Raw genomic sequence first — 24,854 nt, forward strand, 5'->3', positions numbered from 1 at the left:
GCGGAAGGAATCTCCGCGCAGGCCCGCTTCTTCTCTCACACGGCCATCAGGCCCAGGTGATCAGCCTCTTGGGCTGTTCCAGGATCGCGGCGACATCCGCCAGGACCTTGGAACCGAGCTCGCCGTCGATCAGACGGTGGTCGAACGACAGCGCCAGCGTGGTGACCTGACGGGGCTTCACCTTGCCCTTGTGGACCCACGGCTGCAGCTTGATCGCACCGACCGCGAGGATCGCGGACTCGCCCGGGTTCAGGATCGGCGTACCCGTGTCGACGCCGAAGACGCCGACGTTGGTGATCGTCACCGTGCCGCCCGCCATGGCGGCGGGAGACGTCCTGCCGTCCCGGGCCGTGGCGACCAGCTCGCCCAGTGCGGCGGCGAGCTGCGGCAGGGTCTTGTCCTGCGCGTCCTTGATGTTCGGCACGATGAGACCGCGCGGCGTTGCGGCCGCGATGCCCAGGTTCACATAGTGCTTCTGCACGATCTCCTGGTTGGCCTCGTCCCAGGCAGCGTTGATCTCCGGGTTCCGCTTGATCGCGACGAGGAGCGCCTTGGCAATGATCAGGAGCGGGTTGACCCGGACCCCCGCCATGTCCTTGTCGTCCTTGAGCTCCGCCACGAGCTTCATCGTGCGCGTGACGTCGACCGTCACGAACTCGGTGACATGCGGTGCGGTGAACGCACTGCCGACCATGGCCTGCGCAATGGCCTTCCGCACACCCTTGACCGGGATACGGGTCTCCCGGGCACCCGGCACCGCGGCGGGCACGGTGGCGGTGACCGCCGGTTCCGGGACCGTGGCCGGAACCGGGGCGGGTACGGGCGCCTGCGCCGGTGCGGGCATGGCCGCCGCGTGCACGTCCTCGCGCGTGATGATCCCGCCCTCGCCGGTCGGGACGACCGTGGCCAGGTCGATGCCCAGGTCCTTGGCCAGCTTGCGCACCGGCGGCTTGGCGAGCGGGCGGCTCTCCGGGACGGCCGGTCCGCGGCCGTTCAGCTCGCCCTGGATCGCGGCGGCCGCGGCCGCCGGCCGCTCGGCGCCCTTACGGGCGCGGCGCTTCGTGGAGGACTCGGCCACGCCGTAGCCCACCAGCACCGGCTGGCGGCCCTTCGGCGCCTCCGGTTCCGCAGCCGGTTCCGGTTCGGCCGCGGCCGGAGCCGGAGCCGCCTGTGCAGCCGCGTCACCGCTGCCCGGCGCCACGTCCACCGCGATGATCACCTGGCCGACGTCGACGGTCGTGCCCTCGGCGAAGCACAGCTCGTGCACCACGCCGTCGAACGGGATCGGCAGCTCCACGGCCGCCTTCGCCGTCTCGACCTCGCAGACGACCTGGCCGTCGGTGACGGTGTCGCCCGGCTGTACGTACCACTTGAGGATCTCGGCCTCGGTCAGTCCCTCGCCCACGTCGGGCATCTTGAACTCACGGAAGCGAGCAGACGCTTCGGTCATCGTCGTCACGACCCCTCTCCTCAGTACGCCAGCGAGCGGTCGACGGCGTCGAGCACCCGGTCCAGGCCCGGCAGGTACTCGTCCTCGAGACGCGCCGGCGGATAGGGGACGTGGTAGCCGCCGACCCTGAGCACCGGTGCCTCCAGATGGTAGAAGCAGCGCTCGGTGATGCGGGCGGCGATCTCGGCACCGGAGCCGTAGAACACCGGCGCCTCGTGGACGACGACCAGCCGGCCGGTCTTCTCGACCGAGGCCTGGACGGAGTCGAAGTCGATCGGGGACATCGACCGCAGGTCCAGGACCTCGATCGACTTGCCCTCCTCCTGGGCGGCCGCGGCGGCCTCCAGGCAGACCTTCACCATCGGGCCGTACGCGGCGAGGGTGAGGTCCGAGCCCTCCCGTACCGTCGCGGCCTTGTGCAGCGGGCCGGGAATGAGGTCGGTCTCGACCTCGCCCTTGTCCCAGTAACGCCGCTTCGGCTCGAAGAAGATGATCGGGTCATCGCTCTGGACGGCCTGCTGCATCATCCAGTAGGCATCCGAGGCGTTGGACGGCGAAACCACCTTCAACCCAGCGACGTGAGCGAACAGCGCCTCCGGGGACTCGCTGTGGTGCTCGACGGCGCCGATGCCGCCGCCGTAAGGGATCCGGACGACGACCGGCAGCTTGATCTTGCCGAGCGCGCGGGCGTGCATCTTCGCGAGCTGCGTGACGATCTGGTCGTACGCGGGGAAGACGAAACCGTCGAACTGGATCTCCACGATCGGCCGGTAGCCGCGCAGGGCCAGGCCGATCGCGGTGCCGACGATGCCGGACTCGGCGAGCGGCGTGTCGATGACCCGGTCCTCGCCGAAGTCCTTCTGGAGCCCGTCGGTGATCCGGAAGACCCCGCCCAGCTTGCCGACGTCCTCACCCATGATGAGGACCTTGGGGTCGGTGTCGAGGGCCTTGCGCAGCGACTCGTTGAGCGCCTTCGCGATGGACATCTTTTCCAGGGCCATGACTAGTTGCCCTCCTCGGCGAACGAAGCCTGGTAGGCGGCGAACTGGGCGCGCTCCTCGTCGACGAGGGGGTTCCCGTCGGCGTACGCGTGGTCGAAGATCGCCATTCGGTCCGGGTCGGGCATGGCCCGTACCGCCTCGCGGACCCGCTTGCCGAGAGCCTCGCTCTCCTCGTCGAGCGCGGAGAAGTACGCCTCGTCGGCGAGTTCCTGCTTCTCCAGGTACGTACGGAGCCGCAGGATCGGGTCCTTGGCCTCCCAGGAGGCGCGCTCCTCGTCCGCCCGGTACTTCGTCGGGTCGTCGGAGGTGGTGTGCGCACCCATCCGGTAGGTGAACGCCTCGACGAGGGTGGGGCCCTCGCCCCGACGGGCCCGCTCCAGCGCCGACTTGGTGACGGCGAGGCAGGCGAGTACGTCGTTGCCGTCGACCCGGACGCCGGGGAAGCCGAAGCCCTGCGCGCGCTGGTAGAGCGGGACGCGGGTCTGCCTCTCGGTGGGCTCGGAGATCGCCCACTGGTTGTTCTGGCAGAAGAAGACGACCGGGGCGTTGTAGACCGCGGAGAAGGTGAACGACTCGGCGACGTCGCCCTGGCTGGAGGCGCCGTCCCCGAAGTACGCGATCACGGCGGAGTCCGCGCCGTCCTTGGCGACGCCCATGGCGTAGCCGGTGGCGTGCAGGGTCTGCGAGCCGATGACGATCGTGTACAGGTGGAAGTTGTTGCTGTTCGGGTCCCAGCCGCCGTGATTCACACCGCGGAACATCCCGAGCAGATTGGTCGGGTCGACCCCGCGGCACCAGGCGACACCGTGCTCACGGTAGGTCGGGAAGACGTAGTCGTCGTCCCTCAGCGCCCGGCCGGAGCCGATCTGTGCGGCCTCCTGACCGAGCAGCGAGGCCCACAGACCCAGTTCGCCCTGACGCTGCAGGGCAGTCGCCTCGGCGTCGAAGCGGCGGGTCAGGACCATGTCCCGGTACAGACCGCGCAACTCGTCCGCGGTCAGGTCGATGGTGTAGTCCGGGTGCTCCACGCGCTCGCCCTCGGGCGTCAGCAGCTGTACGAGCTCGGGCTCGGAACTCTGTGGCGTCTTCGCGGCGCTGGTCCGCTTGCTGCTGCGTCGCGGTTTGCGCGCGGCAGTGCTCTCCACGGTCACGTGCGTGCTCCTCCGTCGGTCCGGCCCCCGGGGTCTGCCGGGAGACCAGTGCGGCTCGCCTGTGTCCGTACCCGTGCACGGGGTGGGTGCCGCTCGGCCGGGAACAGGCGTGACAGGTGCCCCGGCGAGCGCCCTGTCAAAGGCACGTTACCCAGTGCATCGCGCAACTGCGAAACCCTATCTGACCTGCGATTTTGCTTGGATATCCAAGTAAATCGAGAAATTCGGGAACTCTCGCTGGTCACAGCACTGGCAACAGCCTTGCAGGCCGCCGGAACAACGGCACGTTATCCCGCCGTTCAGCGGCAGGGAAGAGGGGAGTGTGTGAGACTGCGATTGTGCGTGAAGAAGGAAAAATCACCGTATTTCTGTTGGACGACCATGAGGTCGTTCGACGCGGGGTCCATGAACTTCTCTCGGTCGAGGACGACATCGAAGTCGTCGGCGAAGCCGGTACGGCGGCGGACGCACTGGTGCGCATCCCCGCCACCCGGCCCGATGTGGCGGTGCTCGACGTACGGCTGCCGGACGGCAGCGGGGTGGAGGTCTGCCGGGAGATCCGTTCTCTGGACGACAGCATCCACTGCCTGATGCTGACCTCGTACGCCGATGACGAAGCCCTCTTCGACGCGATCATGGCGGGCGCGTCGGGATATGTGCTGAAGGCGATCCGCGGCAATGAGCTGCTGAATGCGGTACGGGATGTGGCGGCCGGAAAATCGCTGCTGGACCCGGTCGCGACCGCGCGTGTCCTGGAGCGGCTGCGGGAGGGAAAGAAGGGCCGGGACGACGACAAGCTCGCGAGCCTCACCGACCAGGAGCGCAAGATCCTCGATCTGATCGGCGAAGGGCTGACGAACCGGGTGATCGGCGAACGGCTCCATCTCGCCGAGAAGACGATCAAGAACTATGTCTCCAGCCTGCTCTCCAAGCTGGGCATGGAGCGCCGCTCGCAGGCCGCCGCCTATGTGGCGCGCCTCCAGGCCGAGCAGCGCTGAGCGGTACGGGGACGGAGCCGCGGGCGCCTTCGCCGCTCTCCGACGGGGCCGCGGCCCTCGGTGATTTTCAGGACTTTGGTCCCGGACCACCCGGGGCCGCGGCCTCTTACTGTGCCCGCCGCCGTATCGCAGAGTGGAGCGCATGTCCTCTGAGGAACTGCAAGCGATCGAGCTGCTCGCCCGGGTGCCGTACGGCCGGCTGGCGACGACCCGGCGGGCGCTCCCGTATCTGGCGGTGGCCCGTCACATCGTGATCGACGGCCACGTCGTCCTGCGGCTGCACAGCGGACTCGGATACCACGCCTCGTGCGACGGCACCGTCGTCGCGTACGGGGCGGACAATTTCAACGCGGCGGCCTCCGGCGACGGCGGCGACCTGTGGTCGGTCCAGTTCACCGGCCCTGCCGAGATCGTGCATCCGACCGAGGAGCAGCGCGAGCGCTTCGGTGCGGCACCTCGGGAGGTCAACGGCGAACCCTTCGAGCCGGTCTTTCTCCGCCTCGCTCCGCACTTCGTCACCGTGCACACTCTGGGCCTCCACGCAAGTCAGGCGAACCGACACGCAGCGTGATCTACCATCTGGCGAGTGCCGCGCTCATCTGTCACCCTCCCGCCTGTTCCTCCGGTCGGCGAGGTGCTGCGCCGCTACCCGGACACCGGTGAGCCGCTCAGCTGCAAGCCCCTCACCAAGGGCCTCCTCAACCACGGCTACCGCGTCTCCACCACCCGCGGCTCGTACTTCCTCAAGCACCACCTCGACGACTCCACCGGCGACCGCGCGACGATCGTCCGCCAGCACCGCGCCACCCAGCGGCTGCAGTCGCTGGGGGTTCCGGTCGCCCCGCCCGTCGAGGACACGGAGGGTGACACGGTCACGGAGATCGACGGCTGGTGCTACGCGCTGCACCCCTGGGTGGACGGACTGCACCGCGTCGGCGCCCAGCTGACCCTCGCACAGTCGGAACGGCTCGGGGCGCTCCTCGGAGCCGTACACACGGGGCTCGCGCAGGTGATGGAGACGGGGGCGACCGGGGGGCGCGGGCATGCCAGCCCGGACGCCGTCGACACATTCGCGCTGATCGACGACCTGCTGGCCGCGGCGCGGGACCGCCGCCCCCGGGATTCCTTCGACGAGCTGGCCGAGCACCGCCTCGTCGAGCGGCGTGCCCTGCTGGAGCGGCACGCCGACCGTCGGCCGCCCACCCCCGACCTCCCGGCGACCGGCTGGGTGCACGGCGACTTCCACCCGCTGAACGTGCTGTACCGGGACGCCGACCCGGTGGCGATCATCGACTGGGACCGGCTGGGGGTGCAGCCGCGCGCCGAGGAGGCGGTACGGGCCGCGGCGATCTTCTTCGTGCAGCCCGCCGGGAAGCTGGACCTGGAGAGGGTACGGGGCTACGCGCGGGCCTACCGGTGTGCGGTCGGGGCGGGCGCCTGCGAACTGGCCGCCGCGGTGCACCGGGTGTGGTGGGAGCGGCTCAACGACTTCTGGATACTGCGCTGGCGCTACCGCCTGGACGACCGAAGGGCCGACCCGCAGTTTCCTGCGGTGTCGGCCCTGGCGGTCTGGTGGACGCGGGAGTACGAGGCGGTGCGCGACGCCTTCACGGGGTGAGGGCGGCCGGCGCCACAGGGGCGCTACTGAGGCGTACCGCCGACCACGCTGTCACCGGTGCCGCCGCCTTCCGTACCGGCGACGTCGCCGCCGCCCGGGGTGCCCGGAGCGGTGGCCGTGTCACTCGGCGGGGGGGTCTCGCCTCCGGTCGCGCCCTCGTTCGTCGTGCCGTCGGACGTGCCGGTGTCCGGCGGTGTGGCCGTGTCGGACGGGGTCTCGGACGGCCTGCTCGGCGAGGGGGATCTGGAGAAGGACGGCGGTTTGCTCGACTGCTGCTCGCCACCGGTGGTGTCGGCCGGCGGCGGGACGATGTCCGTCTGCTCGTCGGTCGGCTCCGCCGAACTCTCCTTCGTGGCAGGGGAGCTGGAGGTCTTGGGGGCCGGTTGCCGGTGGTTGTTGTCGCTGTTGTTCGCGGCGTTCACCGCGATGGCGACGCCCGCCCCGATCGCGATCAGCGCGAGGACGACGAACAGCCAGAGCTTGCCGCGGCCGCCACCGCTGCGGTGTCCGCCGTCGTACCCGCCGTCGTCCGGATTCATCGGCGGCAGGATCGGACTCTGCGAGGTGTCCCCGTGCTGCGGATGCCCCATCGCCATCGTCCCGCCGGGCATGCCCATGGCGGGGGTGTTGCCGCGCTCGTGCGAGGTGACCGGTCCGGTGTTCCACGTGCCCGTGTGTCCGCCCTGCACCTGGAGCATCTGCAGGCCGTACTGGATCAGCCCGCGCATCTCCTCGGCGCTCTGGAACCGGTCGTCCGGGTCCTTCGCGAGCGACCGCATGACGAGCCCGTCCAGCTCGGGCGGCACCGCGTCCATGATCTCGGACGGCGGGACCGGAATGTCCTGAACATGCTGGTACACCACGGAGAGCGGTGTCTCACCCGTGAACGGGGGCCTCAGCGCGAGGAGTTCGTAGAGCAGACAGCCGGTGGCGTACAGGTCGGAGCGGTGGTCGACGGCCTTGCCCAGCGCCTGCTCGGGGGAGAGGTACTGCGGCGTGCCCATGACCATGCCGGTCTGGGTCATCGTCGACTGCGCGCCGTGCAGCGCACGGGCGATGCCGAAGTCCATCACCTTGACCGCGCCGGAGTTCGTGATGATCACGTTGGCCGGCTTGATGTCACGGTGCACGATTCCGTGCTGGTGCGAGTACGCGAGGGCCTCCAGCACCCCCGAAACGATGATCAACGCCTGCTCGGGCGGCGGCGCCTCGGCATTGAGCAGCAGATCGCGGATGGTGCGGCCCTCGACGAGCTCCATCACGATGTACGGGACGGTCTGGCCGCCCACGACGTCCTCACCGGAGTCGTACACGGCGACGATCGCATGGTGGTTGAGGCCCGCGACGGACTGTGCCTCACGCGTGAACCGGGCCTTGGAGACGGGGTCCTCGGCAAGATCGGAACGGAGCAGCTTCACCGCCACCGTACGTCCCAGCCGGACGTCCTCCGCGGCAAAGACCTCGGCCATGCCACCCCGGCCCAGCCGGTGCGTCATCCGGTAACGTCCGTCACCGACCACACCTCCTATGCCCCAGGAGTCGGCCGCATCCGAAACTCCGCCGCCGTTTGCTTCGGGTTCGGGTGCCATCAGTCCTCGCCGTCGTATCTGTCCGCACGTCCGCGGTTTCTCACGGTGTCTTGCATGCCTTGCTGCATCGCCACGTCACGCTACAGGCTCTGTCGGACACCCGGTCTTGAGAGGGACGGGCCATCAAACCGGCTGCCGCCCCGCTCACGCAAATTCCATGCTTTTCCTGTAACGCTTCCGAGACGCTTCTTGTGCGTAGGGTCACGGAACGGGCACCCGGCTTGACGTGTCGTACCCCTCGGGCAGACTTGGCCCGTCATACGGATCTTCGCGTGAGACGCGCGCCGAGGGGGAAGCAAGTCATGAGCCAGGACGGCGCACACGGCGCCCAGGGTCGCTACGCGGGTGGTTCGGTCGCCGGCGGCCGCTACCAGCTTCGCGACCTGCTCGGCGAAGGCGGGATGGCGTCCGTATATCTGGCGTACGACTCCGCGCTCGACCGCCAGGTGGCGATCAAGACCTTGCACACGGAGCTGGGGCGCGAGCAGTCCTTCCGTGAGCGGTTCCGTCGCGAGGCTCAGGCCGTGGCCAAGCTGCAGCACACCAACATCGTCTCGGTCTTCGACACCGGCGAGGACGAGCTCGGCGGCGCGCTGATGCCGTACATCGTCATGGAGTACGTCGAGGGGGAGCCCCTCGGCTCCGTACTCCAGGCGGACATCCGCAGTTACGGCGCGATGCCGGCCGACAAGGCACTCAAGGTCACCGGCGACGTGCTGGCCGCGCTGGACACCAGCCATGAAATGGGCCTGGTCCACCGCGACATCAAGCCCGGCAATGTGATGGTGACCAAGCGCGGCGTCGTGAAGGTCATGGACTTCGGCATCGCCCGCGCCATGCAGTCGGGCGTCACGTCGATGACGCAGACCGGCATGGTCGTCGGCACCCCGCAGTACCTCTCCCCCGAACAGGCCCTGGGCCGTGGGGTGGACGCGCGCTCCGACCTGTACTCGGTCGGCATCATGCTGTTCCAGCTGCTGACCGGACGGATCCCGTTCGACGCGGACTCGCCGCTCGCCATCGCGTACGCGCACGTCCAGGAGGAGCCGGTCGCGCCGTCCTCCATCAACCGGTCGATCACCCCGGCGATGGACGCACTGGTTGCCCGGGCACTGAAGAAGAACCCGAACGAGCGCTTCCCCAGCGCGGCGGCGATGCAGGACGAGATCACGCGCGTGCTGAACGCCGGCGGCCAGACGGGCGCCCCGGTGATCATCGGCGGCGCGGCCGGACCGGCGAACAGCGGCTCGGGCGTCGGCTCCGCGGTCTTCCCGCCGGTCGACCAGTCCACGCAGGCGCCGCAGGGCGTGCAGATGCCGTACCAGCCGCAGCAGTACCAGCAGCAGCCCGGCCCGTACGGCCCGCCGACCCCGGCGCCCACGCCGTCGCCGTCGCCGAGCTACGGCTACCCGCAGTCGAGCCCGGCGTACCGGACCCCGGCCCCGACGCCGTACACGATCTCGCCGCAGCCGGTGGGTGGCGGCGGTGGCACCGGTGGCGGCGACAAGCGGAACATGCCGGTGATCGTCGGTTCGATCGTGGTCGCGCTGATCGCGATAGGCGGCCTGATCACGGTGCTGTCGCTGAAGGGCGACCCGGGCTCGGACACCGGCAAGGACGGTGACCCGAGCAGCTCGGCGGTGGCGGGCGAGCACAAGGATCCGGAGCGGAACCGGACGATGAAGACGGAAGACTGCACCGACCCCTCCGAGGACGGCGACAACCCGAGCAAGATCGAGGCGCCGGACTTCACGTACAAGGACTACCTCTCCGCCAAGGCGTGTGCCACGGCCGCGGGCTGGACGATCAAGAAGATCAAGGTCCCCGGCAACACCTATGCCGAGGACCAGGTCCTGGAACAGTTTCCGTCCGCCGGTACCGCCATGGACGAGAAGGGCGCGCACTTCGAGCTGCGCGTCTCGACGGGCGACCCGGCCTGAGACGCACGCACAGGGAGAAGTGACGGTCCGGCACGCGTGAGGTGTGCCGGACCGTTCTGCCTTACGGGCGCCGGGATGCCGGCCAGGCATTTGAGATGCCGGACATATCGGCACATGTGACGCTGACCCCATGGCTTCAGCACTCCTCTCCATATGGTCGTCGAGGTGTGTGGCCTGTCTGGTGATAGCCGCGGGGGCGGCCTTGGGGCAGGCACAGGGACAGGCACACGCCGACCAGCGCACTTCCGGTGGTACGCCGGGGCTGACCCGGGCTCGGGCCGGCCAATCGGTGGCCGCTCCGCCGCCCCCCGAGCACTCCCCGCCCCCGAGCTCCGCCGCCCCGACCGGCACCGCCTCCTCCGATGCATCCGCCGGCCCGCCGGACGGCCCCTCCGTCACCCCTTCGGCCGATCACGCGACGCTTCCGCCCTCGCCCTCCCCGGCCGCGTCGAGCAGGCCGGCCACCCCCTCCGCCTCGGCTTCACGCTCGGCCACCCCCTCCGCCTCGGCTTCACGCTCGGCCTCACCCTCCGCCTCGGCTTCACGCTCCGCCTCGCCCTCCCGCTCGCCCTCACCCTCCCGTTCCCCGTCGTCGTCCATGAGCCCGCCCGCCAGACCGTCGGCCCGCCCCGAGGCGCAGCCACCACTCGCCGGGCGACAGGCCGGGGAGGGGCGCCTGCGGCCGGGCCGGCCGCTCTCATCGTCGGAGCTCGCCCATCGCGACACCCCCCACGGCCTGCCCGAGGTGCAGCCCGAGGTACAGCCCGTCATGACGCCCCCCGTCACGGTGCCCGCGGTCACGCCAGCGGTGAGCGGCCCCCCGCCCGAGGGCCGGCTCGCACCAGAGGCCCTCGACACTCCCGCCGCACGACGAGTGCAGACGGTGTCGCTGGGCGCCGGAATAGCCCTGGTCGGGCTGGGTCTCGGCTTCCTGGGGCTCCGGATGCGCCGCACCGGCTGAGGGACGTGAGCGCCCGGCAGAGGCTTGCACCGATCGACATACTCGGTATACATACTGAGTATGTCGATCCGTCATGGGCTCCTGGCCCTTCTGGAGCGCGGTCCCCGTTACGGCTCCCAGCTCCGCACCGAATTCGAGTCCCGCACCGGCTCCACCTGGCCCCTGAACGTCGGCCAGGTGTACACCACGCTGAGCCGGCTGGAGCGCGACGGCATGGTCGTCCAGGACGGTGAGGACGATCAGGGGCACGCCCTCTACTCGATCACCGACGGCGGACGTGCCGAACTGCGCAGCTGGTTCGAGACACCTGTCGACCGCAGCAACCCGCCCCGCGACGAGCTCGCGATCAAGCTCGCCATGGCGGTCGGCGCACCCGGCGTCGACATCCGGGCCGTCATCCAGTCGCAGCGCCACCACACCGTCAAGGCGATGCAGGACTACACCCGGCTGAAGGCGCAGGCGCTCGCCGACGTCCCGGCCAACCGTGACGAGGTGGCCTGGCTGCTCGTACTGGAACAGCTGATCTTCCAGGCGGAGGCCGAGGCCCGCTGGCTGGACCACTGTGAGTCGCGCCTGGTCCGCCTCGCCGAGGCCGCCGCCACGGATCCGGAGCCCGAGACGCGTACGACCAGCCGTGCCCCGGCACGCACCCCTGCGCGCCCGCGCCCACGGCGCTGACCGAAGAGCGAACCCGCGGTTCGCGGCGCCGACCACAGAACCGGTCCACGGTTCGCGGCGCCGACCACAGAACCGGTTCACGGTTCGCGACGCCGACCGCAGAACCGATCCCGAGGGGGGAACCAACCACCATGTCCTCGCACGTCCCGTCCGCATCGCCGTCACCGACACCCCGGCTCTCCGCCGCGCCCATGCCCGTCGACGCGCCCGTGCTCGAACTCCGCGATCTCACACGCACCCACGGCACCGGTATCGCCGAAGTGCATGCCCTGCGCGGCATCAACCTCTCCGTGCACACCGGTGAACTCGTCGCCGTGATGGGCCCGTCCGGCTCCGGCAAGTCCACTCTGCTGACGCTGGCCGGCGGTCTCGACACCGCGAGCAGCGGCCAGGTCGTCATCGAGGGGCAGGACATCTCCACGCTCGGCCGCAAGGGCGTCGCCGCCCTGCGCCGACGCAGCGTCGGCTATGTCTTCCAGGACTACAACCTGATCCCGGCGCTGACCGCCGCCGAGAACATCGCCCTGCCGCGCGAACTCGACGGCGTCTCCGTGCGCAAGGCGCGCAAGGAGGCGCGGGCAGCGCTGGAGGAGATGGACCTGCTGCAGATCGCCGACCGGTTCCCGGACGAGATGTCCGGGGGTCAGCAGCAGCGGGTCGCGATCGCGCGTGCGCTGGTCGGGGACCGGCGCCTGGTGCTCGCCGACGAGCCGACCGGGGCGCTCGACTCGGAGACCGGTGAGGCCGTCCTCGCTCTGCTGCGGAACCGGTGCGACCAGGGTGCGGCCGGGGTGATGGTGACGCACGAACCGCGGTACGCCGCCTGGGCGGACCGGGTGGTGTTCCTCCGGGACGGCTCGATCGTCGACCAGACGCTGTCCACCGGCGCCGACTCGCTGCTCGCCGTCGAGGGCGCCGAGTGAACATGTTCACGGGCTGGCGTGCCGCCCTCAGGATCGCCCGGCGCGACGCGATGCGGGCCAAGGGCCGCAGTGCCCTGGTCGTCGCGATGATCGCGCTGCCGGTACTCGGTGTGACAGCCGCAGATGTGACGTACCGCAGTGTGACGCCGACCCGGGCGGAGGAGCTGACCGCCGCGATGGGCTCCGCGGACGCGCTGTTCAGCGACCCGGGCATGGGGGCGGGTGCGATCGAGCAGATGCCGGACGGGAAGTCGTACGGCGTGGTGCCGGACGACACCTCACAGCCGGGCGGCACGTCCGGTCCGGGCATCGACATGACGACCGCGCTGCCCGAGGGCGCGCACGCGATCAGCATCGAGACCGTCCCGGCGGCGGCCACCACCGCCTACGGGACGGCCACCACCGACATCGTCGAGCTCCGGACCTCAGACCCCATGGTCCGCGGCAAGGTCGACCTCGTGCGGGGCTCCCTTCCGCGGCGCGACTCCGAAATGGCCGCCACCGAGCCGTTCCTGAAGAAGTCGGGTCTGCACGTCGGCTCACGCATCACCCTGCGCGGTCCCGAGCGCACTTACACCATCACCGGTGTCGTCGAGCGGCCGGACAACCTCAAGTCCGCGGCGCTGTACGCCGAACCCGGGGCGGTCATCGCCCCGTGGCGGACCCTGGCCGAGCACGACAAGAAGATACTCCCGCCGAACACAGGCTCGAAGGAGTGGCTGGTCGAGGGCGCCCATGGGGCGGGCGTGAGCTGGGCCGACGTGCTCGCGGCCAATGAGAAGGGCGCGCTTGTCGTGTCCCGTCAGGTCGTTCTCGACCCGCCGCCGGACTCCGAGGTCCCGCTGGCCCGGTCCATGAGCGGCAGCTCGTACGGCGGTTCCGAAGAACTGAGCGCGGCACTGATCACCGTGGTCGCCATGGCCGTCCTGGAGATCGTCCTGCTCGCCGGACCGGCCTTCGCGGTCGGTGCCCGCCGCTCCCGCCGCCAGCTGGGCCTTGTCGGTACCTGCGGCGGCGACCGGCGCCATGTGCGGGCCGTGGTCCTCTCCGGCGGGCTGGTGCTGGGCGGCGCCGGTGCCGTCGTCGGTGTCGTGGTCGGGTTCCTGCTCACCGTGGTGTTCCGCCCGATGATCGAGGGCTGGGCCGGACACCGCTTCGGCTCGCTCGCCGTGCACCCGTCCGAGCTGCTGACCATTGCCGTGATCGGCCTCGTCACCGGTCTGCTTGCGGCGCTCGCCCCCGCGATCGTGGCGAGCCGCCAGTCCGTACTGGAGTCGCTCAGCGGCCGTCGCGGCATACGCCGCAGCTCCCGGGCGCTTCCGCTGATCGGTGCAGCCGCCCTGCTGGGCGGCATCGCCATCGCCGTCCACGGCGGCACCAGTGGCGACTCGACGCCGGTCGCGGGCGGCTCGGTCCTCGCCGAACTCGGGCTCCTCTGCTGCATCCCGATGATCGTCGGCCTCCTGGGGAGGCTCGGCCGCAGGCTCCCGCTCGCCCCACGGATGGCGCTGCGCGACGCGGCCCGCAACCGGGGACGGACGGCACCGGCGGTCGCGGCCGTGATGGCGGCCGTGGCGGGGTCGGTGGCCATCGCCACCTATATGTCCAGCACGCTGGCCGAGTCGGACTTCGAGTACACGCCGTCGCTCACCCCCGGCACCGTCGCTCTCATCGCTTCCGACGGCGGGGCCACCCCGCAGCTCCCCCTGGCCCGCGCCGCCGTCGAACGGAACCTGGCCGTCAGCGGAGGACACGCCGACCTCGGCCGGGTCTGGGCGGGCAGCGACTGCGCCGTCTACTACGAGGAGGAGAACGGCTGCGGCTCGGTCGAGCTGATCAAGCCCACCGGCAAGGGCCACTCCTGCCCCCTCAAGGGCAAGGGCGCCAGGGCGCTCGCTGCGAGTCTCTCCGCCGAGGAGCACAAGAAGCTGATGCGGTCCCCCGCCTGTCTGGACGAGTTCATGTACACGACCTCGTTCCAGGGTGGGCCGGGCGGCATCGTCCTGGGCGACGCGAAGTTCCTCAAGACCTATGTGAAGCTCCGTGACCCCGCGGCCGCCAGGGCCCTGGCGGCCGGCACACCCGTGCTGCTCAATCCGGCCTACGCGACGAACGGCGAGGTCACCCTCAAGGCCGTCCACACGTACAACGACCGCGACAAGAAGAACCGGAAGCTGCACCCGGGCAAGGCTGAGATCCGTACCGACCGGCTGAAGGTCTATCAGGCGCCCGAGCAGTACGCCACCACCCCCGGGGTCCGCATGATCATGCCGCTGCGGACGACCGAGCGGCTCGGTCTGCACACCGAGGTGTACGGCAGTGTATACACGGTCGCGCACGCGCCGACCGACGCCGAGGACCAGCGGGTATCGGCCGCGATCGAACTGGCCGGCGGCGGGATGCACCTCCAGTCGGAGGGCGGGCGGGACGACAGGAACCTGCAGGAAGACACGATCCTGCTGATCCTCTCCTTGTTCGCGGGGGTGGTCACCCTGGGCGCGGCCGCGATCACGACCGGTCTCGCCAAGGCCGACGCGGAGGCAGACCTCACCACCCTCAGCGCGGTCGGGGCACCCCCGGGCGTGCGACGCACCCTCTCCGGTTTCCAGTGCCTGGTGGTCGCGCTCACCGGCGTCCTGCTCGGCACGGCGGCGGGTCTCGTACCTGCGGTGGCGCTCCGGCTCGTCGACCTGCGCCAGGCAGTGCAGGAGATGCGGGTGGAACCGATGAACTCCGCCTACACGCCGATCGTGCTGCCCTGGGCGACCATCGGTCTGCTTGCCGTGGTCGTCCCGCTGCTGGCCGGGCTGCTCGCCGCGGCGTTCACCCGCTCGCGGCTGGCACTGGCCAGGCGCGCCGGATGACGGCCGAACGATTGACCGTGATGGCCGGTTGATGCGCCGACCGGGCGGATAAGGTGCCCCCGAAAACGGTGGATCAACCGTATTCGGGGGCACCACCCTGTTGAGCAGGACGTGTGCGAGACAATGGGCGGCATGGAGATGCCGAGGAATGAACGGTCGCAGGAGCACCCCCAAGTCCTCGTAGTGGGACAGGACGGCATGGCGATCGGCGGCGGTGGTACTGACGACGAATCGCGTGAGGTCCCAGTGACAGAAATGGTCGAACAGCCCGCGAAGGTCATGCGCATCGGCAGCATGATCAAGCAGCTCCTGGAAGAGGTCAGGGCAGCTCCTCTCGACGAGGCGAGCCGGGTCCGGCTCAAGGAGATCCATGCAAGTTCCGTGAAGGAGCTGGAGGACGGCCTCGCCCCGGAGCTGGTGGAGGAGCTTGAGCGGCTCTCCCTGCCGTTCACCGAGGAGTCGGTGCCCTCCGAGGCGGAACTCCGAATTGCGCAGGCTCAGTTGGTCGGCTGGCTGGAAGGCCTCTTCCACGGCATCCAGACGGCACTGTTCGCCCAGCAGATGGCGGCCCGGGCGCAACTGGAGCAGATGCGTCGCGCCCTCCCGCCGGGCAGCGGCCACGAGGACGATGACGGCGCGTCGGACGCGCACGGGGCGATCCGCTCGGGGCCGTACCTGTAACGCGTACGCGTTCCCTCCACCTATCTACGCACGTACGGACAGCGGGGCCCGGCACACAGATTTGTGTGCCGGGCCCCGCTGTCCGTACGGCTCAGGCTGCCGGCGTCCGCAGAAGCACCTTTCCGATGTGCGCGCTGGACTCCAGCACCCGGTGGGCCTCCGCCGCGTCGGACATCGGCAGGGTACGGTCCACGACCGGCCGGACCACACCGCTGCCGATCAGCGGCCACACGTGCTCGCGCACGGCGGCGACGATGGCGGCCTTCTCCGCAAGGGGGCGTCCGCGCAGCGACGTCGCGGTGACGGCGGCCCGCTTGTTCAGCAGGACGCCGAGATTGAGCTCGCCCTTGACGCCGCCCTGAAGACCGATGATGGCGAGTCGGCCGCTGACGGCGAGCGCCTTCACATTCCGGTCCAGGTACTTCGCGCCGACGATGTCGAGGATGACGTCCGCACCGGCCCCGTCCGTCGCTTTGAGCAACTCCTCGACGAAGTCCTGCTCCCGGTAGTCGATCAGGATGTCGGCACCGAGCTCCGCGCAGCGCGCCAGCTTCTCGGGCCCGCCCGCCGTCACCGCGACCCGCGCGCCCACGGCCTTGGCGAGCTGGATCGCCATCGTGCCGATGCCACTGGAGCCGCCGTGCACCAACAGCGTCTCGCCGGGACGCAGATGGGCCACCATGAAGACGTTCGACCAGACGGTCGACGTCACCTCGGGCAGCGCCGCAGCCACCGTCAGGTCGATTCCGTCCGGTACGGGGAGCAGCTGTCCGACGGGTACGGCGACCTTCTCCGCGTATCCGCCGCCCGCCAGCAGCGCACACACCTCGTCGCCGACGGACCAGCCGGTGACACCGGGGCCGATCTCCGTGATCCGGCCGGAGCACTCCAGACCGGGGTAGGGGGATGCGCCGGGCGGCGGGTTGTAGAAGCCCTGCCGCTGGAGCACATCGGCGCGGTTGACCGCGCCGGCCACGACCTCGACGAGGACCTCGCCCTCGCCGGGTACGGGATCGGGGACCTCGGCCCATACGAGCGCGTCGGGGCCACCGGGTTCGGGGATCGTGATCGCATGCATGGCGGCGAGGCTACTCCGTGACGCCGTCGCGCCGAGCGAAGAGACACCCCGGACCTTCACACCCCTTGCTGGCGCGGCGTGTTCAGCGGCGGGGTTTCCGAGACACGCACGATGGTGATCAGCCGGTCCGTCAGCTGCAACGGGCTGGCCGCCGGATCGTCGTAACCGAGCAGCCGGTGGCCACGCAGCACGCTGACGACCAGGTCCTCGGTCTCCCGGACGCTCTTGCCGACCTCGGCCTTTATCACCGGCCGTTCGACGAGGTCGAGACCGCTGCCCTGCTGGATCAGGTCCTCCATCACCGTGCCCGCACTCGGGCTGAGGACGGAAAGACCCAACAGCCGGCCCGCGGCACTGGCGCTGGTGATCACGGCGTCGGCGCCGGACTGACGCAACAGCGGTGCGTTCTCCTCCTCGCGCACCGCCGCGACGATCTTCGCGCCACGGTTGAGCTGCCGCGCCGTCAGCGCGACCAGCACCGCCGTGTCGTCGCGCTGGGTGGCGATGATGATCTGACGCGCCTTCTGGAGCTCGGCTCGCAGCAGCACCTCGCTGCGGGTCGCATCCCCGACGACGCCCACGTAACCTTCGGCGTTCGCTGCCTCGATCACCTTGCTCGCCGGATCGACGATCACGATCTGTTCCTTCTTCAGACCTGTGGCGCAGAGCGTCTGGATCGCCGAGCGGCCCTTCGTGCCGAAGCCGACGACAACGGTGTGGTCACGCAAGTTGGTTCTCCAACGGTTCAGCCGGAAGTCCTCCCGGGTCCGCTCCGTCAGGACCTCCAGGGTGGTGCCGACCAGGATGATCAGGAAGAGCACGCGCAGCGGTGTCACGAGCACCACGTTGATCAGCCGTGCGGTGTCGCTGTACGGAGTGATGTCGCCGTACCCGGTGGTGGAGAGGGTGACCGTCGAGTAGTAGACGGCGTCGAGCAGGTCCACCGACTCATCTGCGTTGTCGTGGTAGCCGGAACGGTCGACCCAGACGATCAGCACCGTGGCGGCGAGGACTATCAACGCCATCAACAGCCGTTTGGCGACCTGTCGGAGCGGCCTGCCGACGACACGGCGCGGAAGCATGATCCGGGTGGGGACGAGATTCTCGTCGACCCGCCTGGCCATCGCATCGTGGCCGGGAAGTTTCACGTGAAACACCCTTCCGTCCACGGCGTCGCCGAGGCCCACGGTAGATCGAGGATCTCCACCTCGGTGCCGGACCGTACCCCGCCCGGCGGCACGACGGCCAGCCCGTCGGCGGCGGCGATCCCACGGAGCATGGCCGGACCGTTGTAGTGCAGCGGTACGACGTGCTCGGGGCCCGAGCCTGTACCGACCCGGTGTACGACAGGGACCAGGCGGGTGTCGTGCGGGTGCCCTTGCACCTCGTCGCGCACGACGACCCGATACGAATCCTCCACCGCCTGGCCGGCCAGCCCCCGCAGCAAGGGCTCCGCGAGCGTGAGGAGACCGGAGACGGCGGCGAGGGGGTTGCCGGGCAGCCCGACGAGATACGGGCCCCCGGAGGTCAGCCGTGTCAGCAGCATCGGGTGACCCGGGCGCACGGCGACGCCGTCGACCAACAGCTCCGCGCCGATCTCGGCGAGGACGGGATGGACGTGGTCGACAGGGCCTGCCGCGGTACCGCCGGTGGTGATGACGAGATCGGCGTCGGAGGTGGTGAGGGCATGCCGGAGGGCCTCACGGTCGTCGCCGAGGCGTCGCGGGGCGGAGACCTCGACACCCATCGCCCGGAGCCAGGGGCCGATCATGGGGCCCAGGGCGTCTCGGATCAGCCCGTCGTGCGGCAGACCGGTGGTGAGCAGTTCGTCCCCGAGGACGAGCACGTCGACGCGCGGGCGGGAAAACGTCAGCAGCTCGTCGTAACCGGCGGCGGCGGACAGCCCGAGGACGGCGGGCGTCACCACCGTTCCGGCGGGCAGAAGTTGATCGCCGGAACGGCACTCCTGGCCACGCGGCCGGATGTCCTGCCCGGGAACCACCTGGCGCTGCGCGTACAACAGCCCCTTGGCCTCGTCGACGTGAGCGTGTTCGCTCCGAATCACAGCGGTGCCATTGGCCGGGATGCGGGCGCCGGTGGCGATTCGTACGGCATCACCGTCGGGAAGCGGAGCAGGCGCACTGTGCCCGGCCAGAATGCCCAGCCCTTGGTCTCCGTCCTCGCCTCTTCGGAGAGTCCAGGGCCCGGGTCCGGCAACGACCCAGCCGTCCATGGCGGAAGTGTCGAAGGACGGCAGATCGGTGAGCGCGGTAAGCGGTTCGGCCAGCACGCGTCCGATGGCCCGGTCGAGAGTGAGCCGCAGAGTGCGGGGTGAGGCGGACCGCCCGGCCCGCGCGGCGAGAGCGCGGGCATCGCCCCAGGCGGTGGCATGGCCCCGCTGAGTGTCGGCGCGTCGGTCGCGGGTGCGCGGGTCGCGGGCGGAATCGGGGTCGGACTCGGGGTCGGAGGAGTGGCCGGAGGGCTGCCGGCCAGGGGCGCGGCCGGGGCTGTGGCCGACACCGTGGTCAGTGCCCTGGTGAACGCTTGAGCCGGGACCGGGACCAGGGCTCTGAACGGGGTCCGGGCCGGACCCCTGCCCGGGGCCTTGGCCAGGGACGTGGTCAGGGCTGTGGTCAGGACTCCGGTGCGGGGCCGAGCCGGAGTCCTGCCGGGGACTCTGCTCCGAGAACCCGGCCCCGGGCTGCGACTGAGCCACTGATCGGGGCTCCCGCGAGGGTTGGCGCCCGACCAGCGCGAGCGCCTGGTCGACAGCCCGGTCCTCCTCGGCGGCGCGAGCCTGCTCGGCCGCGCGGGCCTCTGCGCCTGCATGGGTCTCCTCGGCAACACGAGCCTCTGCGGTGACACGGGCGCCCTCGGCGTTCGGGACCTCATCCTCCGCTCGAGCCTGGCCGGCGGCCTGAGCTTCTCCTGCAACACCGGTACCCGTGGCGGCCCGGTCCTGATCCACTGCGGTGGCACGGCCGGCCGCCGGAGCCTCCGTGACGGCACCGACCTCCCCCGAGGTCAGGACGGCGGGCCGGTCCGCCCCCTGACCTCTGCTCCCCGGATCCGGATGGGGCCCAGGCGTCCAGTCGTCGGCCGCGCCCCTGTCGACCTTGCGTCGGGGCGTCGTCATGGCGTCTCGGCCTCGTCCGCCCAGCGAAGGGCGAGCGCTGCCGCCTTCCGGGCGGCTTCGGCCACGGCCTCGGCTCCGCCGCCGTCGCCGCTCGCCTTCGCCGCCGCGTACCCGACCAGGAAGGTCGTCAGGGGTGCGGCGGGCCGGGCCACACCGTGGGCGGCATCACGGGCGAGGTCGAGCAGGACATCGGTGTCGACGTCGAGTTCGATGCCCAGTTCGTTCTTGACTGCGGTGATCCATTCGTCCAGCACGGTCCCATGCTCTCTGATCCGGGCTCGGGCTGCGGCAATGTCTTCCCAGGTGTCGCAGTCGAAGGAGGCGAGCGAACCGGCCTCGACGCGGGCGAGGTCCAGTTCGTGCGTCAGCAGGCGCAGCGGGAGCCCGGCCAGACTGCCGTGCTCGGCGGCCAGCAGTGCCAGCTCGCGACGGAGCGGCTCGGAACGGTAGACGGCGACCAGCGGCTGGTCCCGCCCGTCCTGATCGACACACAGCGCCCCGTCACGCTCCCCGTGAGCAGCTGCGGCCAGCAGTTCCTTGACCGTGCTCTCCCCCAGGAACGGCAGATCGGCGGAGAGCACGAGCAGATGCCCGGCCGTCGTGAGCCGCACCCCGGCGCCGAGCGCCGCCAACGGCCCGCCGCCCTGCGGCTCTTCGTACGCCCAGGTCACTGGGCGTACGGTGGGCCGCCGACCGCCCACCACGACGGTGGCTGCGGCGTCGGCGCAGGCGGCGAGCACCCGGTCGAGCAGCGCCCGGCCCCCCACCCGCAGGGCTGGTTTGTCGGCACCCCCGAGGCGCTTGGCGGCCCCTCCGGCAAGGACGATGGCGTCATACACGGTCATGCCCCGAGTATGCGTGCCACACGCTCCCGTTGAACCTCCCCGTTCCCTTCCTCCTCGCCCTCCTCCGCTTCCTCTCCTCTTCTTCTACAACGTGCGCAACAGCAGCGCAGGCTGTTCCACGCAGTCGGCCACGTATCGCAGGAAGCCGCCTGCCGTGCCGCCGTCACAGACCCGGTGGTCGAAGGTCAGCGAGAGCTGAACGACCTGGCGCACGGCCAACTCACCCTGGTGCACCCACGGTTTGGCCACGATGCGACCGACCCCCAGCATGGCCGCCTCCGGATGGTTGATGATCGGCGTCGACCCGTCGACCCCGAACACCCCGTAGTTGTTCAGCGTGAACGTGCCGCCGCTCAAATCCGCCGGGGTCAGCTTCCCCGTCCGGGCAGCCTCGGTCAGTCGGCCGATCTCGGCACCGATCGACTCCGCGTTACGGTCCTGCGCATTCCGCACGACAGGGACGACCAGCCCCCGGTCGGTCTGGGCCGCGAACCCCAGATGGACGTCGCGCAGCCGCACGATCTCCCGCGCGTCCAGGTCCACCGTGGAATTGAGCTCGGGGAACCGGGCGAGCGCCGCCGTGCAGATACGGGCCAGCAGGGCAAGCACCGACACCTTCGGCCCCGCAGCCGGACCGCTGGCGCCGTTCATCGCGGCTCTCGCGGCCATCAGCTCGGTGGCGTCCGCGTCGACCCAGCACGTGGCGTCGGGTATCTCCCGCCGGCTGCGCGCCAACTTGTCGGCGACCGCGCCCCGTACACCGCGCAACGGAATCCGCTCCCCGGCGACCTCACGGCCGGCCGACGGGGCCATCGATGCAGGGGACGACGCCGAAGCCGGCGCCGGGACTGCGGACACGGGAGCCGACTCGGCTGTTGCGCTCGCCGCCGCCCTGATGGCGGATTCGACATCGGACCGAAGGATCAGACCGTCCGGCCCCGACCCCGTCAGCTGCCGCAGATCGAGATCATGCTGCCGCGCCAGTTTCCGCACCAAGGGCGAAATGACCGCCACCGGCCCCGGTTCCTCACCGGGAGCCGCCGCTGGGACCGCCCCTGCGACAGCCCCCGGGGCCGGCTCCGCCGCAGGCACGGTCACAGACCCCGCACCGGCGACCGCCTCGGGCCGAACCCGCCGACGACGCGCCGCCGGTGCTCCCGTCCCGTACCCCACCAGCACGTTGCCGGACGACTCGGCCTCCACAGCCCCATCAGCGGAGAGTTCTGCCGCAGTGGACCCGACCGCCACCGTCAACAACGGCGCCCCGACCGGAAGTTCCGCGCCCTCCGCGCCGAACCTTGCGGTCACCACGCCTCCGTAGGGGCACGGCACCTCCACCATCGCCTTGGCCGTCTCGACCTCGACGACCGGCTGGTCGATGGCGACCACATCGCCGACCTCCACCAGCCAGCGCACGATCTCCGCCTCGGTCAGTCCTTCGCCGAGGTCGGGCAGCTTGAATTCGAGCACCTGGGGCATCAGCTCTCTGCCTCCCACTGGAGTCGCGCGACCGCGTCGAGCACCCGGTCCACGCCCGGCAGATGGTGGCGCTCCAGCATCGGCGGCGGATAGGGGATGTCGAATCCGGCCACCCGCAGCACCGGCGCCTCCAGGTGGTGGAAGCAGCGCTCGGTGATCCGGGCGGCGATCTCCCCGCCGGGGCCACCAAACCCGGACGACTCATGGACGACGACCGCACGACCGGTGCGCCGCACCGAAGCGGCGACCGTCTCGTCGTCGAACGGGACCAGCGAGCGCAGATCGACCACTTCGAGGTCCCAGCCCTCCTCGACGGCCGCTTCCGCGGCCTCCAGGCAGACGGGCAGGGACGGTCCGTACGTGATCAGCGTCGCGCTGCGCCCGGGGCGGCGGACGACGGCCCGCCCGATCGGCTCGACGGCCACCGGTGCCTCCGGCGACCAGGCCGCCTTCGACCAGTACAGCCGCTTCGGCTCCAGGAAGACCACCGGGTCGTCGGAGGCGATCGAGGCCCGCAGCAGCCCGTACGCGTCGTCGACCGTGGCGGGTGTGACGACATGCAGGCCGGGCGTGGCCATGTAGTAAGCCTCGGACGAGTCGCTGTGGTGCTCGACCCCGCCGATCCCGCCGCCGTACGGCACCCGCACCGTGATCGGAAGCGGCATGGCACCACGGGTCCGGTTCCGCATCCTGGCGACGTGGCTGATGAGTTGCTCGAACGCCGGGTAGGCGAACGCGTCGAACTGCATCTCCACCACGGGCCGCAGCCCGTACATCGCCATGCCGACAGCCGTCCCGAGGATGCCCGCCTCGGCCAGCGGCGTGTCCGTACAGCGGTCCTCGCCGAATTCCTTCGCCAGTCCATCGGTGATCCGGAAGACCCCGCCGAGCGTGCCGACATCCTCACCGAGGACATGCACCGTCGGGTCCTCGGCCATCGAGTCGCGCAGCGCACGCCCCAGGGCCTGCGCCATGGTGGCCGGCTTGGCCCTCTCCGTCTGTTCGCCGGCCATGGCCGCCGCCGTGGTCATCGCCCTCCCTCCGCACCACGTGGGCCGCTCTGGCCGTGGTGGTCCTGCTCGGCGTCGAGCTCGACCCGCAACCGGGCCGCCTGCTCACGCAGTTGCGTGGTCTGTTCCGCATACACGTGGGTGAAGAGGTCCATCGGATCGAGCACCGGATCGGCATTCATCCGCTCGCGGAGCCCGGCGGCCATCCGCTCCGCGGCCGCGCGCGCCTCCTCGATGCCGTCTTCGGCGAGCAGCCCGCGTCCGGTCAGCTCCCGCTCCAGAAGCTGAATCGGGTCGTGCGCCCGCCACGCCTCCACCTCGCTGTCGACGCGGTAGCGCGTGGCGTCGTCGGCGTTCGTATGGGCGTCCATCCGGTACGTCACAGCCTCGACGAGCGTCGGACCGCCCCCGGCCCTCGCCCGGGCCACTGCCTCGCCGAGCACTTGGTGCACCGCGGCCGCGTCATTGCCGTCGACCAGCCGGCCCGGCATCCCGTAGCCCACCGCCTTGTGGGCCAGCGACGGCGCCGCCGTCTGCTTGGCCAGGGGCACGGAGATGGCAAAGCCGTTGTTCTGGACCAGGAAGACCACGGGGGCCCGCCAGACGGCCGCGAAATTCAGCGCCTCGTGGAAGTCACCCTCGCTGGTGCCGCCGTCGCCGACCATGGCGAGCGCGACCACGTCGTCGCCCGCCAGCCGCGCCGCGTGCGCCAGGCCCACGGCGTGCGGGAGCTGGGTGGCCAGGGGCGTGCAGAGCGGGGCGATGCGGTGCTCGCGCGGGTCGTAACCGGTGTGCCGGTCGCCGCGCAGCAGGGTCAGTGCCTCGACCGGATCGAGACCGCGCGCGACCGCCGCGAGGGTGTCGCGGTAGCTGGGAAAGAGCCAGTCACGCTCTTCCAGCACCAGCGCCGCGGCTATCTCGCAGGCCTCCTGCCCGGTGCTGGAGGGGTAGACGGCAAGTCGGCCCTGCTTGGTGAGGGCAGTCGCCTGTGCGTTGTACCGCCGGCCGCGCACCAGCTCGGCGTAGAGCCGCAGGAGCAGCTCGGGGTCTGCGTCGGCCGCGGCGTCCGTACCGAGCACCCGGTACGGCTCGGGGTCCGGGAGCAGCGGCGCGGGGTCGGTGAGCGGCTTCCAGGCCGGGGGCGGCGTGGGCCGGTAAGCGGCCGCGCCGGGCAGCTCTTGGACCGTCATGACAAGCACCTCCTGGCATCGAGGGGTATCGAGCGGCATCTGGCGATATCGAGGGATCACCCGATATCGAGGGGTGGCTGAATATGCCGAAATATCGAGCACGTACCGAGGCGCGGTGTGGTGTGCCTCACCTACCGATTGTTCGGTCGCGAACGCATTTTGGCTACAGGCACCGTCAGCCTGTGGACAAACGGTTCTCCACAGCCTGGGATAGGGGCAGGTCGTCCAGGGCAGGGAGGCACGGGGACATGGCAGCTGAACA

The 24,854-nt window shown here is 70.5% G+C and carries 21 protein-coding genes; 9 read left to right on the top strand and 12 right to left on the bottom strand.

Annotated elements, in window-relative coordinates; translation table 11 throughout:
- Positions 1–46: 46 nt before the first annotated feature.
- The 3 genes from ACFU8W_RS05575 to pdhA (ACFU8W_RS05585) are packed head-to-tail and all read right to left on the bottom strand — an operon-like array spanning position 47 to position 3,602.
- On the bottom strand, positions 47–1,459 hold the full coding sequence (locus ACFU8W_RS05575) for a dihydrolipoamide acetyltransferase family protein (protein ID WP_384032526.1): 1,413 nt from the start codon (positions 1,457–1,459) through the stop codon (positions 47–49).
- Positions 1,460–1,470: 11 nt separating this feature from the next.
- Positions 1,471–2,451 (bottom strand): alpha-ketoacid dehydrogenase subunit beta, encoded by a 981-nt coding sequence (locus tag ACFU8W_RS05580; RefSeq protein ID WP_266983862.1) that lies wholly within the window; start codon positions 2,449–2,451, stop codon positions 1,471–1,473.
- A 2-nt stretch (positions 2,452–2,453) separates the two neighbouring features.
- Positions 2,454–3,602, bottom strand: coding sequence for a pyruvate dehydrogenase (acetyl-transferring) E1 component subunit alpha (gene pdhA, locus ACFU8W_RS05585; RefSeq protein WP_345517242.1), 1,149 nt, complete (start codon positions 3,600–3,602; stop codon positions 2,454–2,456).
- 338 nt (positions 3,603–3,940) lie between these two features.
- On the opposite strand from pdhA (ACFU8W_RS05585), the gene ACFU8W_RS05590 reads away from it, so the two are divergent.
- The 3 genes from ACFU8W_RS05590 (at position 3,941) to ACFU8W_RS05600 (ending at position 6,218) form a co-directional block, all read left to right on the top strand.
- Positions 3,941–4,600, top strand: coding sequence for a response regulator transcription factor (locus ACFU8W_RS05590; RefSeq protein ID WP_345517241.1), 660 nt, complete (start codon positions 3,941–3,943; stop codon positions 4,598–4,600).
- A 142-nt stretch (positions 4,601–4,742) separates the two neighbouring features.
- Entirely contained in the window at positions 4,743–5,171 is a 429-nt protein-coding gene (locus tag ACFU8W_RS05595) for a pyridoxamine 5'-phosphate oxidase family protein (RefSeq protein ID WP_384032529.1), read from the top strand.
- Between the two features lie 63 nt (positions 5,172–5,234).
- Positions 5,235–6,218 carry a phosphotransferase gene (locus tag ACFU8W_RS05600; protein WP_384033000.1) on the top strand — a complete coding sequence of 328 codons (984 nt, stop codon included), beginning with the start codon at positions 5,235–5,237 and terminating at the stop codon, positions 6,216–6,218.
- A 23-nt stretch (positions 6,219–6,241) separates the two neighbouring features.
- Here ACFU8W_RS05600 and ACFU8W_RS05605 read toward each other — a convergent pair whose 3' ends face one another.
- The gene (locus ACFU8W_RS05605) at positions 6,242–7,807 is read right to left on the bottom strand and encodes a protein kinase (protein ID WP_384032531.1); all 1,566 of its coding nucleotides are present in this window, start codon (positions 7,805–7,807) and stop codon (positions 6,242–6,244) included.
- A gap of 302 nt (positions 7,808–8,109) precedes the next feature.
- Here ACFU8W_RS05605 and ACFU8W_RS05610 point away from each other — a divergent pair, with 302 nt between their 5' ends.
- Positions 8,110–9,747 (top strand): protein kinase, encoded by a 1,638-nt coding sequence (locus tag ACFU8W_RS05610; RefSeq protein ID WP_384032533.1) that lies wholly within the window; start codon positions 8,110–8,112, stop codon positions 9,745–9,747.
- A gap of 411 nt (positions 9,748–10,158) precedes the next feature.
- Here ACFU8W_RS05610 and ACFU8W_RS05615 read toward each other — a convergent pair whose 3' ends face one another.
- Complete coding sequence (locus ACFU8W_RS05615) at positions 10,159–10,518, bottom strand: hypothetical protein (RefSeq protein ID WP_384032535.1); 360 nt, start codon at positions 10,516–10,518, stop codon at positions 10,159–10,161.
- Here ACFU8W_RS05615 and ACFU8W_RS05620 point away from each other — a divergent pair.
- The 5 genes from ACFU8W_RS05620 to ACFU8W_RS05640 all read left to right on the top strand — a co-directional run bounded on the left by ACFU8W_RS05620 (position 10,517) and on the right by ACFU8W_RS05640 (position 15,854).
- Positions 10,517–10,708, top strand: a complete 192-nt coding sequence (locus ACFU8W_RS05620; protein ID WP_384032537.1) for a hypothetical protein — start codon at positions 10,517–10,519, stop codon at positions 10,706–10,708. The genes ACFU8W_RS05615 and ACFU8W_RS05620 overlap by 2 nt on opposite strands.
- A 60-nt stretch (positions 10,709–10,768) precedes the next feature.
- Entirely contained in the window at positions 10,769–11,386 is a 618-nt protein-coding gene (locus ACFU8W_RS05625; RefSeq protein WP_266983848.1) for a PadR family transcriptional regulator, read from the top strand.
- Positions 11,387–11,577: 191 nt separating this feature from the next.
- Entirely contained in the window at positions 11,578–12,309 is a 732-nt protein-coding gene (locus ACFU8W_RS05630; RefSeq protein ID WP_384033003.1) for an ABC transporter ATP-binding protein, read from the top strand.
- Positions 12,306–15,173, top strand: coding sequence for an FtsX-like permease family protein (locus tag ACFU8W_RS05635; protein ID WP_384032539.1), 2,868 nt, complete (start codon positions 12,306–12,308; stop codon positions 15,171–15,173). Before ACFU8W_RS05630 ends, ACFU8W_RS05635 begins: the two co-directional genes overlap by 4 nt.
- 132 nt (positions 15,174–15,305) lie before the next feature.
- A complete protein-coding gene (locus ACFU8W_RS05640; RefSeq protein ID WP_327245455.1) occupies positions 15,306–15,854 on the top strand; it encodes a bacterial proteasome activator family protein in 549 nt (182 codons plus the stop codon).
- Between the two features lie 91 nt (positions 15,855–15,945).
- Here the strand turns inward: ACFU8W_RS05640 and ACFU8W_RS05645 are convergent, their stop codons facing one another.
- The 7 genes from ACFU8W_RS05645 to pdhA (ACFU8W_RS05675) form a co-directional block, all read right to left on the bottom strand.
- Positions 15,946–16,932, bottom strand: coding sequence for an NAD(P)H-quinone oxidoreductase (locus tag ACFU8W_RS05645; RefSeq protein ID WP_266983842.1), 987 nt, complete (start codon positions 16,930–16,932; stop codon positions 15,946–15,948).
- Between the two features lie 56 nt (positions 16,933–16,988).
- Positions 16,989–18,119, bottom strand: a complete 1,131-nt coding sequence (locus ACFU8W_RS05650) for a potassium channel family protein (protein WP_384032541.1) — start codon at positions 18,117–18,119, stop codon at positions 16,989–16,991.
- Positions 18,077–20,068 (bottom strand): molybdopterin-binding protein, encoded by a 1,992-nt coding sequence (locus tag ACFU8W_RS05655; protein WP_384032543.1) that lies wholly within the window; start codon positions 20,066–20,068, stop codon positions 18,077–18,079. Before ACFU8W_RS05655 ends, ACFU8W_RS05650 begins: the two co-directional genes overlap by 43 nt.
- Positions 20,065–20,913: an NTP transferase domain-containing protein gene (locus tag ACFU8W_RS05660; protein ID WP_384032545.1), complete on the bottom strand. Its 849-nt coding sequence runs from the start codon at positions 20,911–20,913 to the stop codon at positions 20,065–20,067. The genes ACFU8W_RS05655 and ACFU8W_RS05660 overlap by 4 nt, the downstream gene beginning before the upstream one ends.
- Positions 20,914–20,997: 84 nt before the next feature.
- Positions 20,998–22,392: a dihydrolipoamide acetyltransferase family protein gene (locus ACFU8W_RS05665; RefSeq protein WP_384032547.1), complete on the bottom strand. Its 1,395-nt coding sequence runs from the start codon at positions 22,390–22,392 to the stop codon at positions 20,998–21,000.
- Positions 22,392–23,423 (bottom strand): alpha-ketoacid dehydrogenase subunit beta, encoded by a 1,032-nt coding sequence (locus ACFU8W_RS05670; protein ID WP_384032549.1) that lies wholly within the window; start codon positions 23,421–23,423, stop codon positions 22,392–22,394. Before ACFU8W_RS05670 ends, ACFU8W_RS05665 begins: the two co-directional genes overlap by 1 nt.
- On the bottom strand, positions 23,420–24,592 hold the full coding sequence (gene pdhA, locus ACFU8W_RS05675; RefSeq protein ID WP_345517227.1) for a pyruvate dehydrogenase (acetyl-transferring) E1 component subunit alpha: 1,173 nt from the start codon (positions 24,590–24,592) through the stop codon (positions 23,420–23,422). The genes ACFU8W_RS05670 and pdhA (ACFU8W_RS05675) overlap by 4 nt, the downstream gene beginning before the upstream one ends.
- Positions 24,593–24,854 lie beyond the last annotated feature (262 nt).

Source organism: Streptomyces sp. NPDC057565, assembly GCF_042801455.1.
Taxonomy (GTDB): domain Bacteria; phylum Actinomycetota; class Actinomycetes; order Streptomycetales; family Streptomycetaceae; genus Streptomyces; species Streptomyces yanii.